Raw genomic sequence first — 16,391 nt, forward strand, 5'->3', positions numbered from 1 at the left:
TTGCGGTATGATTAACCGTACAATCAACTATTCGACCCAATCCTTGAAATACATGAATTGGATCCCTGTTCTGCTGTTGCTGCATGCGTGCAACAGCCAGTCTTCCGAAGGTCCCAGCCAATCGCCGACCATCAGCGCAGCTGGAGACACCGTGACCGTCAGTGAAAATACGTCCCTGTTATCGAAGCTCAAATTTGTTACGACGACCAATGCACAACATGCGCTGAAACTAAATGCAGCTGCTACAGTGAAGATTATTCCCAGCAGCTATGTGGAGATTCCCGTACCTTTTGCTGGACGGATAATCAAGTCGCATACGACTCTTGGTCAAAAAGTAGCCATCAACACGCCTTTATTTTCAATTAGTTCATCCGACTATTTTGAGGCGCAAAGGGCCTATCTCGATGCCAAACAAGCCTATATGCTTGCTGAACATATGTTAAAGCGCCAAAAAGATTTAATCACGCATGGTGTTGGCACCAAAAAAGAACTCGAAGAAGCGGAAACAAATTTTGCAATGAGCGACGCAGCCCTTGGAAATGCCAGGGCTGCATTAAAAATATTCGACAGCAACCTGACCAATATTGTTCTCGGCCAGCCTCTCCTCGTCCGTTCACCTATTCATGGGGAAATTTTAAGTAGTTCAATTGTCCTTGGTCAATACACGAAAGAAGACGCTCCAGCATTGCTCCGCATTGCTGAATTGTCAAAGGTCTGGGTATCGGCCTACATCAAAGAAAAAGACCTGCCGGCCATCAATCAACTTACGCATGTTGACATTCGTACAGATGCTATCCCCGATAAAAAAATACAGGGGAAAATTATTCATATCAATCAATTTGTCGACGAATCAAGCCGAAATATTGAAGTCCTCATTGCATGCGAAAATACCGACCGTACATTAAAACCAGGGATGTATGTCAATGCCGAATTCGAACAGCGTATGACTTCGACACTTTTTATTCCGGCAAAAGCTGTATTTCAATTTAACGATAAGAGTTTTGTTTGGGTCAAAACATCCTCCAATACCTTCGTCAAGCGCTATGTCACCACTGGGGTAACAGAAGGTGATGCAATCCAGATTTTAACCGGCCTGCTTCCGCAGGAACAGATTGTTGGTGAAGGTGCCTTTTATTTAACACCCAGCCTGTAATAGGCTCAGGCTTTCAACTTTTAAAATAGAAACACATGAATATTAAACAATTCATTGGCCATATCATTGCAAAGAGATGGGTGATCGCCGCATCCTTTCTATTGATCGGGTTCTTCGGTTATTATGCCTGGCGACAACTTTCGATTGAAGCCTATCCCGATATAGCTGATGTATCGTCACAGATCGTAACCCAGGTACAGGGCTTGGCTGCCGAAGAAATGGAACAACAGATCACCATCCCCATCGAGCAGGCCATCAATGGTTTGCCCGGAATGGAAGTGATGCGCAGTAAAACGACTTTTGGCTTATCCATGGTCACGATTGTCTTCAAAGATGGTGTTGAAGATTATTGGGCGAGAGCCCGCATACAGGAGCGTCTTGCTGATTTAGCCCTTCCCTATGGTGCCAGTCCTGGATTGGACCCCCTGACTTCACCTACAGGTGAGATCTTCCGTTATATTCTTGAAAGTAAAACCCACGATTTACGACAGTTGACGGATCTCCAAAATTTTGTCATTATTCCCAAAATTAAACAAGTTTCGGGCGTTGCTGATGTAACCAATTTTGGTGGAATTACCACACAGTTCCAGGTGGAACTGGATCCCAAAAAGCTTGATCAATACGAAATTTCGCTTGCCGAAGTTGTCGCCAAGATCGAAAGCAATAATGCCAATGCCGGTGGCAGTGTGATGAACCGTGGGGATCAATCGTATGTCATCCGTGGCATCGGTCTGGTCAAGACATTGGATGATTTGGGCAACATCGTCGTAAAATCCACCAACGGGAACCGCATCTATATGCGTGACATCGGTCAGATCAAACTTGGAAATCTAGCGCGTAAAGGTGCCCTAGGATACTCGGATAAACGTGGGGCCAATTACTCGGATAACATCGAAGGGATTGTCCTGCTATTAAAAAATGAGAATCCTTCTGCTGTTTTGGCGGGTGTAAATGCAACGGTCCGCGAACTAAATGACAACATTCTTCCTGAGGGTGTAAAAGTACATGTTGTGCTTGATAGAACAAGCTTAGTTGACAACACACTACATACTGTTTCCAAAACCCTCCTGGAAGGCATGATGCTGGTTATTTTTGTCCTCATTATTTTTCTGGGCAGCTGGCGTGGCGCACTCCTGGTGGCCATCACAATTCCATTGTCCCTGCTGATTGCCTTTATTCTGATGCATTTCACCCATATTCCCGCCAATTTGCTTTCCTTAGGGGCAATTGATTTTGGGATTATCGTGGATGGCGCCATCGTTATACTCGAAACCATTCTTAAAAAAAGGGAGGATGAACCGGAAAGTCTCCTGCAGGAAAAAACCGTCGCACAGAAAATTGCTGAAGTTGCCAAACCCATATTCTTTGCGACGCTGATTATTATTACAGCCTACCTTCCTTTATTTGCATTTGAACGTGTCGAGAAGAAACTTTTTACGCCGATGGCCTATACCGTAGGCTATGCCCTCTTCGGTGCCTTCGCTGTCGCTCTTGTACTTATACCCGGGTTGGCCTATTTGATCTATCGCAAACCCCAAAAAATAGTCCACATCAAATGGTTGGCAAAATTGACTGTTGCTTATCAATCCGCGATAGAAAAGGTTATGCGGGCTCCCAAAAGAGTTTTTATTCCATTGGTCATCGTATTACTGGCCACAGGTTTGCTCACCGCCTCCGTTGGCAAGGACTTTCTTCCCACATTGGATGAAGGTTCAATCTGGCTTCAGGTTTCGCTGCCCCCCGGCATCACGGTTGAAAAGTCCAAAGAAATGAGTGATACCCTACGTGCTCGCACACTTCAATACGAAGAGATCTCCTATGTCATGGTTCAGGCGGGACGTAATGACGATGGTACCGACGCCTGGACGCCCTCTCATTTCGAAGTTAGTGTGGGATTAAAACCCTACACAACATGGAAGTGGGGCAAAACCAAGGAAGACCTGATCAATGAACTTGCTGCAACATATGCGAAAATGCCCGGATTCAATGTTGCTTTTTCCCAACCCATGATCGACGGTGTCATGGACAAAATCGCTGGCGCCCATAGTGAGCTCGTTGTCAAAATATTCGGTGATGATTTAAGAGAAAACCGCAGGGTCGCCGAGGAACTTATCACGACGCTCCAACACGTGAAGGGAGCCGTCGATCTGGCCATTGATCAGGAGCCACCACTCCCCCAGTTGCAAATTATCGCCGATCGCGATAAAATAGCACAATACGGATTGAACATTGCTGACGTGACCGACCTAATTCAGATTGCTATCGGCGGAAAAGCCGTTGCCCAGGTCTATCAAGGAATCAAAGTGTATGATATTACCTGTCAATATCCGGAGGAAAACAGGAATTCACCCGAAAAAATTGGCAACTTAATGCTGTATCCCGAAAATGGAAACCGTATCCCACTAGCTCAGGTGGCAACCATTAAACTTAATACGGGAGAAAGTATGATTTCGCGCGAGCGCAACAATCGCCAATTGACGGTTCGTTTAAATGTCCGTGGTCGCGATCTAGGGACATTCCTCACCGAAGCACAGCAGGCCATTGCCAAGAATATATCCTATGACCCACATAAAATCAGGTTAAAATGGGGCGGACAATTTGAAAATCAGCAGCGCGCTTACAGCCGGCTTGCCATTATCGTCCCATTGACATTGGCCATTATATTTATCTTGTTGTACGGCACATTTGGTTCATTTAGACAGGCAGGTATTTTAATGGGCATCGTACCGTTGGCACTTTTTGGCGGAATGCTCGCGCTCCATGTTCGTGGCATGACGCTCAACGTGTCGTCGGCAGTCGGTTTTATTGCCTTATTCGGTGTCGCCATACAAAACGGTGTCTTGATGCTTTCACAGATGAATGTATTACGCAAAAATGGATTATCCCTACATAAAGCTGTAACACAAGGCGCTTTTAGTCGTTTTCGTCCCGTTTTGATGACCGCCACAGTGGCCATACTTGGTTTGCTTCCGGCTTCGCTGGCAACAGGGATCGGATCGGATGTTCAGCGCCCCTTGGCAACAGTAATTGTCTATGGTCTGCTATTTTCGACTATCCTGACACTATTTGTGCTCCCCCCGCTCTATTATCTTTTAGAACGTAATAGCACCACACAAAAAGCCCCTGTAGAATAAATACAAATTCAACCATTCGAAACAGCAGAAAGCAAGCTGTTTCGAATGGATTCAACCTGAACATTAAAAAGGCTTCAACCAACCCTATACAGCAATCACATCCGCTGAAGGTCCACGCTAGTCAGGAAGCAGGGGGCCAAACGGAATGCGCTTACGAATAGCCCGGGCTACTTATTTCATATGTCAAGGAGCGCCCTCGTACTTTAATAAAAGAATCATTAAAACAGAACATTCAAAACACGTCGATGATCATGAACAAGCAACATATTTTAACAAAGAAAAGCTTTACCTTTTTTCTTTTTATACTCGCGCTATACCATACAGCAATCGCTCAGGATAGGAATAGCAGCGTGTCAGAAGTGACAGGGCAGCAACTCGACTATTCAAAATTCATCCATACAGTCGCTAAAAATAATCTGGGCTACGCCGCCGAAAAATTCAACCTCAGCATTGCTGAAGCCAATATCATTAGCGCCAGGGTATTTCCAGATCCTGAATTTAGTATGGGTATTTTTGATAATAGTGAACGTACAAAGCAGCTTGGCCGGGGCTATAATGCGGGAATTGCATGGACACTGGAGCTGGGGACTAAACGAAAAGCACGGATAAACCTGGCCAAAGATGAAGCCGAAGTAACCCGTTTACTGCTCGCAGACTATTTCCGAAATTTACGTGCCGACGCTACACTTGCATTTTTGACAGCAAAGCAGCAGGCATTCCTGCTGAAAATAAACCAAAATTCCTATCAGCAACTTAGGCAATTGGCCATATCGGATAGTATTCGGTATCAATTGGGGAGCATCCCTGAAATTAATTTCCGTCAATCTAAACTGGAAGCCGCCAATATGCACAATACGTTGCTGGCAACAGAAGCTACCTGGAAATCCGCCCTTGCAAACCTCTCCCTGTTTATGGCAGATAGCTCCGTCACGACAACGGTGTTATCCCTGGATGCTTTCAACCATTTGGACCGTACCTACCACTTAGATGAACTGGTTAGAGTAGCCCAAAATGACCGCAGCGATCTAAAAGTTGCCCTGCAAAATAAACAGCTTTCAAAACGCCTGCTCCAATTGGCCCAAGCCAATCGGATAATAGATCTCGGGCTTTCAGTCGGCGTCACCTATAATGGTGAAGCGCGAAATGAAACCGCCCCAACGCCCCAGTTTACAGCTGTAAATGCAGGCATCTCCATTCCGCTCAAGTTCTCGAATTTTAACACAGGTGATCTGAAAGCTGCAAAATTTAAGATCGATCAAGATGAGATTGCCTATCAGGAAGTCCTCCTACGCATTCAGATCGAAGTTACGCAAGCGTTCCTCTCCTACCAGGCCGCTCAAAAACAGGTACAGCTATTTGACAGCGCTATGCTATCGGAAGCAAAGGCAATTTTAGCAGGAAAGGTTTACAGCTATAAAAGAGGCGATACATCCCTACTGGAAGTTTTAAATGCCCAACGGACCTACAATGAAACCCAGCTTAGCTATTATGAAGCCCGTTACAACTATGCGATCGCCTTGGTCGAACTCCAACGTACAGCTGGAATATGGGATATTCAGGAGATCTAAGCTGGAGAAATTCTATTTTTTCCTAGTTTCTTATACATGCTTTTCAAGGAAGGCGAGATCAGTATCAGCAAAAGTATGCTGATACTGATCATGGACATGATCTCATAATAATCCATGGCATAACGCACAAAAGATTGGATCTTGATCCGCTCAGCAACGAGCTTTAAAGCCGCGGTATGTTCCTTATACTGCAGTCCATGCTGCAAAATGCTGACAGATTCCTGCTGCAGGTACTCCCGAAATAAGGGATTGCCCACTTCCGTTTGGTCCCTAAACACCTGCTGGTGCTGGGCATGTTCAAACAACTTGAAAAAATTCTGTAAACCGATACTGCTCGTGTAGCCCAAGTACCGGATAGCGAGACAGATCGCTGCTGCAGAAGCGCCCAATTGAGGACTAACACTGGTAATGCAAAATAAGATGGTCGGTACCATAATAAGCCCAACTCCGAGTCCATGTAAAACTAATGGTATCCAAAAATGCGCATCATTACCCTGCCCCTCAAAGGAGAAAAACATCCATTGGTGAAACAGCAGCAAGCAACAGAAGCCCAGAATCCAAATCCATTTTACGGGACGTTGCCCAAGCATCCAATACAATGAGCCCAGTACACCGGCGACAATACCAGCAATATTAAACCATTGGATATAGGACAAATGAATGGGATCAAGTTGAATAACCTGTACGAGATATTGATTTGAGATGGTCAGGGAGAAGCGCTCGATATACATCATATACAAAATCAACAGTCCCAAGAGAAAATTTCTGTTTTTAAAAATCGCTAAATGCACATAAACACGTTTGAGAACCATTTGTCGAACAATAAAAAGAATAAGCAGCGTCATCCCCAGCGCAAATACAATAAGTAGCTGCTGATCGTTAAACCAATACACTTCCTGTCCATACACCATTAGATAGCCAAAACTGACGATCACAAGGCTATAGAAAATACAGCTTGCCCAGTCTAATGAAAATAAGGGGTAAGGACGTATATGCCGTATGGAGCGCATCGTTAGCATAATGAGCAATAAACCCGGTACAAATGATAATGCAGCGTATAGATAGAGCTGATCAAAATTGAATGAATCGATAAATTCAGCCGTAACGAATGTATTAAAAGGCGAGCTACATAATAGTAAGCCGAAAAAGACAGCGTAACTCACTTCCTTGGCCCGATCACTTTTCAACCTGGAAAATATCATGGAGATCGATAAGTTTACGGCAGAAGCAAACAACATTCCTTGAAAAAAACGCAGTCCATATACCCAGCTGATATCCCTGATACTGTACATCAAAAAGCAATTCAATAGCTGTAGCAGATGAAAGATAATATAGTATTGCTTAATGGGAAAGTATAAAAAAAAGCGTCGTTCCAACACGTAGAATCCGACAAAACCTGCATAAAACAAAATGATCAGAAACTGGATGTCACTGGGTTGCGCCCCATAAAATCCAGCAGTGACATTTGTATTGGCCCCCGGCAGGAAAAATAAGACCATACTTGGCATTAAACTGCTGAACAGGATAAGCTTGATCAACCACTCCGGCACCCACTCCTTAAAAATACCTTTCACTATGGCTGTTTTTTTGATACCGAGACATTTACATTCATTCCCGAAAGAAGCTGTTGAGCTCCCCTTTGCTTATCCAGCTCAATGCGAACAGGTACGCGTTGTACAATCTTCACAAAGTTGCCCGTTGCATTATCTGGCGGTAAAAGGGAGAAAGCTGATCCTGTAGCCGGGGAGATGGAAATAATTTTGCCATAAAATTTCTGATCCGGATAGGCATCCGCCACCACCTCCACCCTATTGCCAAGATGCAAATAGCGCAGTTGCGTTTCCTTAAAATTAGCCGTCACCCAGGTTGGGGTTTCTCTATTGACGATAAAGCCCAAAACTTCACCAGCACTTATCATTTGACCTTTTTCAATGGTGCGTTTGCCAATCTGCCCATCGTAGGGTGCGCGAATAACGGTATACCCAACATCAAGCCGCTTGCGGCCAACAGCTGCAGTCAAACGAACGCGCTCGGCATCAACGACACCTTTTTTCATGTCCACATCGTGCACCCTTTCCTGTGAAGCCTGCAATTTATGTTTTAACGAAGCCAGTTCACTCTTGTAGACATCCAAAGTCGCTTTTACATCCTCCAGTTGCTGTGCTGTTGCAGACTTTTCTTGAAACAGGTAATTGTATCGATCATACTCCAATTGTTGTTTCGTTACACGTGCCTCACCAGCAGCAATGGATGTCCGCAAAGATTCATGCTCTGCCTGGAGGATTTCTTTTTGACTATGAAGAACATTGATCTCTGCTGCTTCCTTATTGACGGATGCAGCTACCTGATCCGCCTCATATTTATATTCCTTATTATCAATAAGCAATAGGGTATCACCTCGTTTAACCAATTGATGATCGTGATAATGCACGGAAACCACATAACCTCCTACGCGGGAAACAATGGGATTGATGTACTGTGTTACTTGCGCATCATTGGTGTAGGTATACCGCACGCGCATCCATAAGGTGTTAGCGCCCCATAACAATAATGCCAACAAGACAATTGCGGCCAACCAGTTGGTGATTCGAGTGAGTTGTGCTTCCACAACTGTTCTGCGTGATTTAGGTTTCATTAGATAGTACCCTTCAAAAATTCGATAAAATAATAATGTTTCTGTAGCGCAATATGTGCGGTTTCAAGATCAAAAAGTGTTTTTAAGTATTGCATATCCGCATCTAGAAGATCTGTAATCAGCGCCGATGATTTAAAATACCTGTTCTTTATAATCCGTGCATTTTCCAGTGCCAGTGCCTTATTGTTTTGGCAGACGTCCTGCTGCTTGATCGCCAATTGATAATCCAAGAGCGCCTGTAACAACTGATTTTCCAGAATTTCCTCCTCATGATGGTGTTTCACCTGTTGCCGGTCCAGGGCTATTTGTGCTCCGCGCACCACATTCCTATTGAGATAAATAGCTGATATTGGTATGTTTAATTTAAGCCCTGTAATACTCAGATTATACCAGCTGGGGTTATAGGGATAAAGGAAAACCTGGGGATTGGCAAAGGTAAATGTGCTGGTCAACCCCAATTCAGGAAGATAATTTGATCGGGCCTGTTTGACTGATAATTTCTTCAAAACAACTTCCTGTTCGGATTTTTGGAGGGAAAAAGCATGGCTTCGTGCTTCGGCAACAAGCGTTTCATAACTGGGGTTTTCCACTTTAAAAGGCTCGCTCAAGGGGATAATCTCCGCTGTAATACCTCCAATAAGCTGCAGTTTCTGATTTGCAGCCTGAATATCATGACCGATCTGAACGAGCAACAGTTCCCGTTTCGAAAGTTCTAACGAAATACGCAAAACGTCACTGTGCAAGACAACACCCGCCGTATACAGATGTTCAATCTCCTGGAGTTGTACCCGTTGATCAGCAATATCCTGCTCGATTAAAGATTTATTACTATACGACAGTTCCAAATCCAAAAAAAGATTGCAAACCTCCAATTTCGTCTGCGCCGCAGCATTCTTCCAATCGATCCGGGCCAGCTCATTTTCCAATTTTTTGGACTCAATTTTCATCAGATCGCGATGCCCATTGTAGAGATTCAGATAAAAATCCAAACCGCTATCGTACAAGTAATGAATGATATCATGCTGGGCGGGTTTATTTAAAAGGCCTTGATCATAAACAGGCATATTACTCGCATAACTGGCAGAAGCTCTGGCGGAGATTTTGGGCAGCAGTTCCATGCGTTGCTGCTGGACTGCCACCTCACTTTCTTTGAGCTGCAAATAGGACTGCTCGACGTATTTACTGTTCTGTAGTGCTTTGTCGATCATGTCTTTCAGCGACATACGCAAAGAATCGAGGGCGAAGGTGTCCGAAATAGTGAATACTAACAATCCCATAGTTAGTATTCCTTTTGCCCAATAGGGAGGAAAAAAGTTCACGTGTGCTCTATTATTTTTTTGCGTTGCAAACTTAGACACTTATTACAACTTGGATTTCTTCACAAACGCCAATATGTTACGGAAAAAAGACATTTTTTCATCAATTCAAGCAAAAGACCAATATCTGCCAAATAGGGTTTGCGCCACTCTTTTTACAGCCTATAAAAAAAGCCTCTCAAATGTTGATTTGAGAGGCCTTTCGGGGATGGTATAAAACCAGATTATCCGTATAAAGAATCTTCTATTGCATTCCACAATTGTATTCTTTTTTGTAGCGCGATTTTACTGATCTCCTTCATTTCTGCCCATTTAACGTCATCGTCCTTCGCAAGATCTGTGATCATCTGCATGGCCAAAGGTCCGTGCTCGTCGCCGTCCAGATCAATATGACGCTGGAAATAATAAATAAAGCTATCCAGATTGGCTGTAGGGAAATTTGTTTTAATTTCTTCCAAGATAGAGGTAAACATTCCCGGAATAAGATCTTCACGCCCGAACGTAAAGGCGGCAGCAATTTTATGCACCTCACCTTCAGCAATCACTTCGAATGTAAAATTCAAAAAGTCTTTGATCCGCTTATCCAATGTCGTCGTCGCGATGACATCGAATATGTCGCTCGATTTTTTGGCATGACCGATAAATTTATTGACCAGATGAAGATCGGCACCCATGGCATCCATGGCGTCCAGATACATTTCAAAATGGCTCAAACGGCGGCCATCAATGTATTCGTCCGACTCCTCTGCCAATACAATTTCGTTGATCAGATAGCGTGTTGATGGATGCTCGCTCGCAAACCAGGGTAAAGTCGTACAGGTCAATTTAATCTGTAAAGCTTTTAGTAAAGACATAAAATCCCATACAGCGTAAACATGCCCTTCTGTAAAAGAACGTAGATTCTTGATCGTTTTGATCTTACGATACAAAGGGTGTTGCAATAATACCTCGCGTTCGGCAGCAATGTATTCATTAATTTCCGCAATTCTATTCATGGCGCAAAAGTATCGTCTTATCTTTATTTTTTAAAGTATTTTAAATGAGATTACAGTAGCATGATAAATTTACCGTCCAGCTATCCGCTTCATAACCAAATCAAAAACAACAACCTGCCCCCACTTTGACCTCCCTTGTACTGATTTTAACGCTCATTTACCCTTAAAAACAAAAATATTTTTTATAATAAAAAATAATCTACTATATTTGTAGAGTATTCAGAATTGCATGATGCAATACCAACCGAGTGCAGGCACCGCGGTGGTAAATTAATACGGGTTTCGACCAAAATAAACGTTGCAGAACGATTATTTTCCCACAAAGATCTGGATACAGTTTATGGTTTAATCCTTTAAATTTTTAAATTGTATGGCTACTACAACAAATCTTTACCAACACTTACTGGAAAAATTCAGTTATTATTCAACGGATGAACTCATACAGCTTAACAATGACACCATCTTAGGACAAGGCTGGGGATCATCAAAAGCTACCTTTAGAACAGCTTTGATCAGTACGTTCTCCAAAAGAGGACTGGATCTTTCCAACATCGTTTCTAAGGAAGACGGTTTTACCTCGGTGAAGCATGTCCCTGTACGCTTGGAACAGAATGTGTTGATCCCTTTACAGTAATCGTTATCACCGCCAAAAATAGCGCGCATCGAAAAGATTTCGTGCGCGCTGCTGTGGTTGGTTTAGGAAATTGCCGATCAGAAGAAGGCAAAAAGTCTTGTTATTTATAGTTTGGATTCTGAATCAGTATCCCTGCGCTTTTTTCAATTTCTGTTTGTGGTAATGGCCAGCGATAGAATTTATCTTCGAAATGATAGGGCACTTTACTGTCTTTGACCCCATTGAGTACGTCACCCGCGATATGCCAACGAATCAGGTCGTAATGGCGTAGTCCTTCAAAAGCAAGTTCGACTCTTCTTTCGTGGCGGATACGCTCGCGCATCTTTTCCTTGGTATAACCGGCAGGGAACCCTGGCATCTGAACCCGACTCCGCAAAGTATTCATGGCATCATAAACCGATTGATCAGGCCCGGCTATTTCATTTTGTGCTTCGGCGTACATCAATAATACCTCACCAAACCGCAGTATAACCGCATCCTGTTGGCTCAATGTTGAAAAACCAAAAGGTAGGTTGGCCGGATCCAAAAATTTCAGCACCCCATAACCTGTAGGCCGCGGATTGGACGGTGTATGGATCTTACCGCCGCCAAAATCAGGATGATCCACAAAAATTGTTTTGCTCAGGCGCGGATCCCTATCTTTGAACAGGTTGGTTCGGTCGGTCAACGGTGATTCACCAAAAGGCAAACCATCTTTGCATTCATAGGTATCCACCAGGTTTTGTAAAGGCGAAGCAGCAATCCAATCGCCTAGGTACATGTCCCAAGGGGCAGTATTATTCGGTGCCAGAAAATTGACCGAAAAGATAATCTCGGTATTATTCTTTTGTGTCGCATCGCGAAAGACATTTTCAAAAGCCGTACTCAGGGTATACTCTTTCATGATATCGGTACATAAGTCTTTTACCTCTTTCAAAATTGCTAAATCGGGCACTCCTTTGTCACCATAAGCCGCAAACAATAAAACCCGTGCTTTCAAGGCTTTTGCTGAACTGGCGGCCGCATGCCCCCCATTATTGAAATAAGGTTTAGGCGCTAAGTTGGCGATCCCAAAATCCAGATCAGCTCGAATCTGTTTTAGTATATTCTCTGCACTTTCCTTTGGCTGACGCTGATTCTCCAGATTCAATGAAACCAATACAAGCGGCACTTCGCCGTAGATACTGTACAATTGGAAATAAACGAAAGCACGGATAAAGCGGGCTTCAGCTTCCATTTTCTTTTTCTCTGCATCGTTTATGTCTGCTCCTGCATAGCTTTGTAATTTCTCGATCAAACGATTTGCTCTGCCTATCGCTACGTATGCATCATTATAGATACCGGTTTCGTAGCCACCCGTTGTTGGATTTAAATTGCCGCCAACGATTTCGTTGACGCTACCTGAATTGAACTGATTATAGCCATTGTCGGTCAGACAGTCCCGAAAAGGCATCCCATAAGAGAACGTCTCACTCTGCAACGACGCGTATACACCGGCCAAGGCATTATCAAAATCCGATTTTTTGCTAAAATAGTTGTCCGAAGCAATCTGATCCAAAGGATTGAGGTCCAAGGCACTGTTACAGGAACCCAAAAATAGTCCGGATAATAGCAACGCTGTTATAAATTTCTTTTTCATAGCACTTAAAAATTAACTTGTACACCAAATGAATAAATCTTGTTTTGCGGATATTGCACGAGGTCACCATTTCCATAGCGCTCAGGATCCAGGCCCTTAAATTTGGTTGCAGTCACAAGGTTATCACCCGAAAAATAAACCCGTAGGCGGTCAATTTTATATTTTTTCAATAGCCCATCAGGTAAAGTGTATCCCAATACAAGGTTTTTCAACCGGAAGTATGAAGCATCCTGTATAAAATAGCTGGAAGCTCGACTGAATTTCTCCGGAGCGCTCCAACCCCAATAAATACGGGGCATTGTAGTCGAAGGATTTTCAGGTGTCCAACGGTCTAACCAATCTTTTGTCGGTGGGCTACCCTGTACAAAAGGAGTTACACCCCAGCCCGAAACATAAGATTTGACACCATATACCCCTTGTAATAGGGCCGAAAAGTCAAAGCCCTTAAAACTTGCACTTAGATTAAAACTATAGTTCAACTTTGGATCTACACCCGCAATAATTGTTCTGTCGTTCGCATCTATTTTTCCGTCCCCATTGACATCCCGGTACTTGAGATCTCCTGGCAATGTATTGTCATTAAACTGCTTAGGCGAACTAGCGACTTCTTGTTCCGATTGGAATATACCCATGACTTCGTAGGTATAAAAACTGTCCATCGCGTAGCCGTTTTTCTTGACTGTATAGCCCCCGATTTCCGGTTCGCCAAATTTCACCAGCTTGTTTTTGAAACGATCGAGGTTTGCACCTAGCTGATAGCGTAACCCTTCTAATGCTCCCGTAGTAATCTGATTACGATAAGTAATTCCCAATTCAAGACCTTTATTCTCGACAATTCCATCATTGACGTAAGGTGCTCCCAAACCAACTATTGCAGTAATCTGTGACTGCCTAAGGATATCAGTCGTTCTCTTTTTGTACCAGTCAAAGGTGATATCTAAATTTTTAAACAGACTTAAGTCCAACCCCACATCGGTCATCGTTGTTGTTTCCCATTTGATAATCGGGTTGTTTAATCCCTGTTGAGCAACACCGGAATTTAGCGTACTATTGTCAAAAGAGTAATTTCCGGTAAGTCCCAATACGGGTTGATACGGATAGTTACCGGTATTCTGATTTCCAAGTTGGCCCCAGGATCCACGGATCTTCAAATTATCCAGCCAACCCGAAGCAAATTCCTTGACAAACGATTCCTCAGATACACGCCAGCCGGCAGAGAAAGAAGGGAATGCTGCCCAACGGTTTTTACCGTAAAACTTGGAACTACCATCGTAACGCATATTGGCTTCTAAGAGGTATTTTCCTTGGTAATCATAGTTCAATCGGCCGAAATAAGAAATCAATGCCCATTGGTTGGCTGTTCCGTTTGCCCGTTGAATATCCGATCCACCGGCATTTAATTCCGTTAGGGTATCATCGACAAAATTCTGTCTGAAGCCCTGGAGGTAGGTATACTTACTTTTTTCAATGCTATATCCGGCCTGCGCTTTGAGGTGGTGGTCCCCAAACGCACGATCGTAGTTCAGGTAAGTAAATAAATTGGTGTAAATGGTTTGCTGATCCTGATCTGTAAGGCCCTTGCCAAGATCCAATGTTGTTCCCAGCGTACCCGTGTGGTAGTAATATTCATCCAAGGTCGATTTATAATCCTTGTACTTGTCCATATTGAAGTTATAGGCACCTTTGGTGTACCAGGAAAGACCTTTAAACAGTTGTACTTCCATCCAGGCCTGCAAATTAGCCGCATAATCATCGGTATTGTAGGTGAATTTCCGATCCAATACGGCCATAGGATTTTTATTGTTGTACTCCCAGTCGTAAGCTTTGTACGTATATCGCCCGCTACCATCCGGCAAAAATGGGCCATAGGTTGGTGCCTGCGACATGGCCGACAGGAACAAGTCTTTGGATCCACCCGGAATAGATTCGGTATGTCCTGTTTTGAGCAAGATATTTGTTCCGAATTTAATCCCGTCCGAGATTTTGGTCGTCAGATTGAGCCGGGCGGAATAACGGTCGTAGTTAAAACCTTTGATCATTCCATCCTGATTGACGTAGCCCAAACCAACATTAAAGGTTGTCTTCTCGTTTCCGCCCTGGATACCAAGATTATGCGTGTAGGTCGGTTTAGTTTGGAAAATAAGCCCCAACCAGTCCGTATTTGGATATTTTACAGGATCGTTGCTATTGCGATAGGCAGCGATCACATCGGCGGGATATAGGCCATCGTTGAGATTGGAATTCTTACGCGCTTCATTGTATAATTCCATATACTGCGCCGAATTAGTGATCAGATCAAACATTTTCGTAGGCTTATAGATACCCACATTACCGTCATACTGCACGGTTGTTTTCCCTGATTTCCCCTGTTTTGTGGTGATCAAAATAACACCATTTGCCGCGCGGGATCCATAAATCGCTGCAGATGCCGCATCCTTAAGTACACTGACATTTTCGATATCATTGGGATTGACATCCGAAAATTTGCCTTGTACACCGTCGATCAACACCAAAGGATCCGATCCGGCACCACTAAAAGTTCCCTTGCCACGAATGCGGATGGATACACCTTCATTGCCTGGTTCTCCCGAGCCCTGGTTGATTTGTACGCCCGGTATTGCGCCCTGCAGCATGGAAGCTGTATTGACAACGGGCCGTTTGATCATATCTTTGCCGCTCACTGTAGCCACGGCACCTGTTAGGTTTACTTTCTTTTGCGTACCGTAACCAACGACAACGACTTCCTCTAAACTTGAAGATGAGTTATTTAGCACAACATCCAATTGTTGGCCGTTGCCATTGAAAACGACCTCCCTTGTTTCAAAACCCACGGATGAAAACAGCAGGACGGCTCCGACATTGACGGACTTGAATTCATAGTCGCCCAACCCGTTTGTTTTTGTTTCTACGGCCGAATTTTTAACCCTTACTGTAACGCCTTCAATCGGTTTTCCATCGCTATCCTTTACCTTTCCTTTCACAGCATGCTGGAACATGCCTAATTTATTATATGCCGCATGCGGTGTGTTCTCCGGTAATCGGCCAGCTGTTGTCCATAACGATTTTGCAGACCCCGCAGTTGGTACCGCAATCGAAAGACAAAGTGCCATAATACTGACTTCTGGAACAAATGACACCCGTTTTTCGGGCCACTGTCTTGTCTTTTTTGTTTTCATTGTTTACTGTAGTTATGTATAAAATAGTTCTTGATGGATATTTTAGGGACAAAGAGATCCCTTATCATGCAAAAAATTGCATAATCATAATTCGTTTAGACGCGATATTTTCTAATTACTTCTTACGTATACGATAGGCTCTCCAATTATGGTTCATAAGGG

Annotated in this window: 10 protein-coding genes and 1 riboswitch; of the genes, 4 read left to right on the plus strand and 6 right to left on the minus strand. The window is 43.7% G+C overall.

The window, feature by feature from the left end:
- Window positions 1–52 precede the first annotated feature (52 nt).
- The 3 genes from AAH582_RS19160 (at window position 53) to AAH582_RS19170 (ending at window position 5,855) form a co-directional block, all read left to right on the plus strand.
- A complete protein-coding gene (locus AAH582_RS19160; protein ID WP_343319716.1) occupies window positions 53–1,153 on the plus strand; it encodes an efflux RND transporter periplasmic adaptor subunit in 1,101 nt (366 codons plus the stop codon).
- A gap of 35 nt (window positions 1,154–1,188) precedes the next feature.
- The gene (locus AAH582_RS19165; RefSeq protein ID WP_343319718.1) at window positions 1,189–4,287 is read left to right on the plus strand and encodes an efflux RND transporter permease subunit; all 3,099 of its coding nucleotides are present in this window, start codon (window positions 1,189–1,191) and stop codon (window positions 4,285–4,287) included.
- A gap of 251 nt (window positions 4,288–4,538) precedes the next feature.
- Complete coding sequence (locus AAH582_RS19170; RefSeq protein ID WP_343319720.1) at window positions 4,539–5,855, plus strand: TolC family protein; 1,317 nt, start codon at window positions 4,539–4,541, stop codon at window positions 5,853–5,855.
- Here AAH582_RS19170 and AAH582_RS19175 read toward each other — a convergent pair.
- From AAH582_RS19175 to AAH582_RS19190, 4 genes are all read right to left on the minus strand, one after another.
- Window positions 5,852–7,429 (minus strand): hypothetical protein, encoded by a 1,578-nt coding sequence (locus AAH582_RS19175; RefSeq protein ID WP_343319722.1) that lies wholly within the window; start codon window positions 7,427–7,429, stop codon window positions 5,852–5,854. The two genes, AAH582_RS19170 and AAH582_RS19175, sit on opposite strands and share 4 nt — an antisense overlap.
- Complete coding sequence (locus AAH582_RS19180; protein WP_343319724.1) at window positions 7,429–8,490, minus strand: HlyD family secretion protein; 1,062 nt, start codon at window positions 8,488–8,490, stop codon at window positions 7,429–7,431. Before AAH582_RS19180 ends, AAH582_RS19175 begins: the two co-directional genes overlap by 1 nt.
- The gene (locus AAH582_RS19185; protein WP_343319726.1) at window positions 8,490–9,767 is read right to left on the minus strand and encodes a TolC family protein; all 1,278 of its coding nucleotides are present in this window, start codon (window positions 9,765–9,767) and stop codon (window positions 8,490–8,492) included. Before AAH582_RS19185 ends, AAH582_RS19180 begins: the two co-directional genes overlap by 1 nt.
- Window positions 9,768–10,030: 263 nt before the next feature.
- Window positions 10,031–10,801, minus strand: a complete 771-nt coding sequence (locus AAH582_RS19190; RefSeq protein ID WP_046675017.1) for a DUF3050 domain-containing protein — start codon at window positions 10,799–10,801, stop codon at window positions 10,031–10,033.
- A 210-nt stretch (window positions 10,802–11,011) separates the two neighbouring features.
- A riboswitch (SAM-I-IV-variant riboswitch) is annotated at window positions 11,012–11,105 on the plus strand.
- Window positions 11,106–11,171: 66 nt separating this feature from the next.
- Between AAH582_RS19190 and AAH582_RS19195 the strand changes: the two genes are divergently transcribed.
- Window positions 11,172–11,435 carry a hypothetical protein gene (locus tag AAH582_RS19195; protein ID WP_046675016.1) on the plus strand — a complete coding sequence of 88 codons (264 nt, stop codon included), beginning with the start codon at window positions 11,172–11,174 and terminating at the stop codon, window positions 11,433–11,435.
- A gap of 100 nt (window positions 11,436–11,535) precedes the next feature.
- Here the strand turns inward: AAH582_RS19195 and AAH582_RS19200 are convergent, their stop codons facing one another.
- Window positions 11,536–13,053 carry a RagB/SusD family nutrient uptake outer membrane protein gene (locus AAH582_RS19200; protein ID WP_343319729.1) on the minus strand — a complete coding sequence of 506 codons (1,518 nt, stop codon included), beginning with the start codon at window positions 13,051–13,053 and terminating at the stop codon, window positions 11,536–11,538.
- Window positions 13,054–13,058: 5 nt separating this feature from the next.
- On the minus strand, window positions 13,059–16,229 hold the full coding sequence (locus AAH582_RS19205; protein ID WP_343319731.1) for a SusC/RagA family TonB-linked outer membrane protein: 3,171 nt from the start codon (window positions 16,227–16,229) through the stop codon (window positions 13,059–13,061).
- Between the last annotated feature and the right edge of the window lie 162 nt (window positions 16,230–16,391).

This window comes from Sphingobacterium multivorum (genome assembly GCF_039511225.1).
GTDB lineage: Bacteria > Bacteroidota > Bacteroidia > Sphingobacteriales > Sphingobacteriaceae > Sphingobacterium.

Bases quoted from the DNA above. Each gene is read 5' to 3' on its own strand.
- AAH582_RS19170 (WP_343319720.1), top strand. From the start codon at position 4,539: ATGAACAAGCAACATATTTTAACAAAGAAAAGCTTTACCTTTTTTCTT.
- AAH582_RS19205 (WP_343319731.1), bottom strand. From the start codon at position 16,229: ATGAAAACAAAAAAGACAAGACAGTGGCCCGAAAAACGGGTGTCATTT.
- AAH582_RS19180 (WP_343319724.1), bottom strand. From the start codon at position 8,490: ATGAAACCTAAATCACGCAGAACAGTTGTGGAAGCACAACTCACTCGA.
- AAH582_RS19165 (WP_343319718.1), top strand. From the start codon at position 1,189: ATGAATATTAAACAATTCATTGGCCATATCATTGCAAAGAGATGGGTG.
- AAH582_RS19195 (WP_046675016.1), top strand. From the start codon at position 11,172: ATGGCTACTACAACAAATCTTTACCAACACTTACTGGAAAAATTCAGT.
- AAH582_RS19185 (WP_343319726.1), bottom strand. From the start codon at position 9,767: ATGGGATTGTTAGTATTCACTATTTCGGACACCTTCGCCCTCGATTCT.
- AAH582_RS19200 (WP_343319729.1), bottom strand. From the start codon at position 13,053: ATGAAAAAGAAATTTATAACAGCGTTGCTATTATCCGGACTATTTTTG.
- AAH582_RS19160 (WP_343319716.1), top strand. From the start codon at position 53: ATGAATTGGATCCCTGTTCTGCTGTTGCTGCATGCGTGCAACAGCCAG.
- AAH582_RS19190 (WP_046675017.1), bottom strand. From the start codon at position 10,801: ATGAATAGAATTGCGGAAATTAATGAATACATTGCTGCCGAACGCGAG.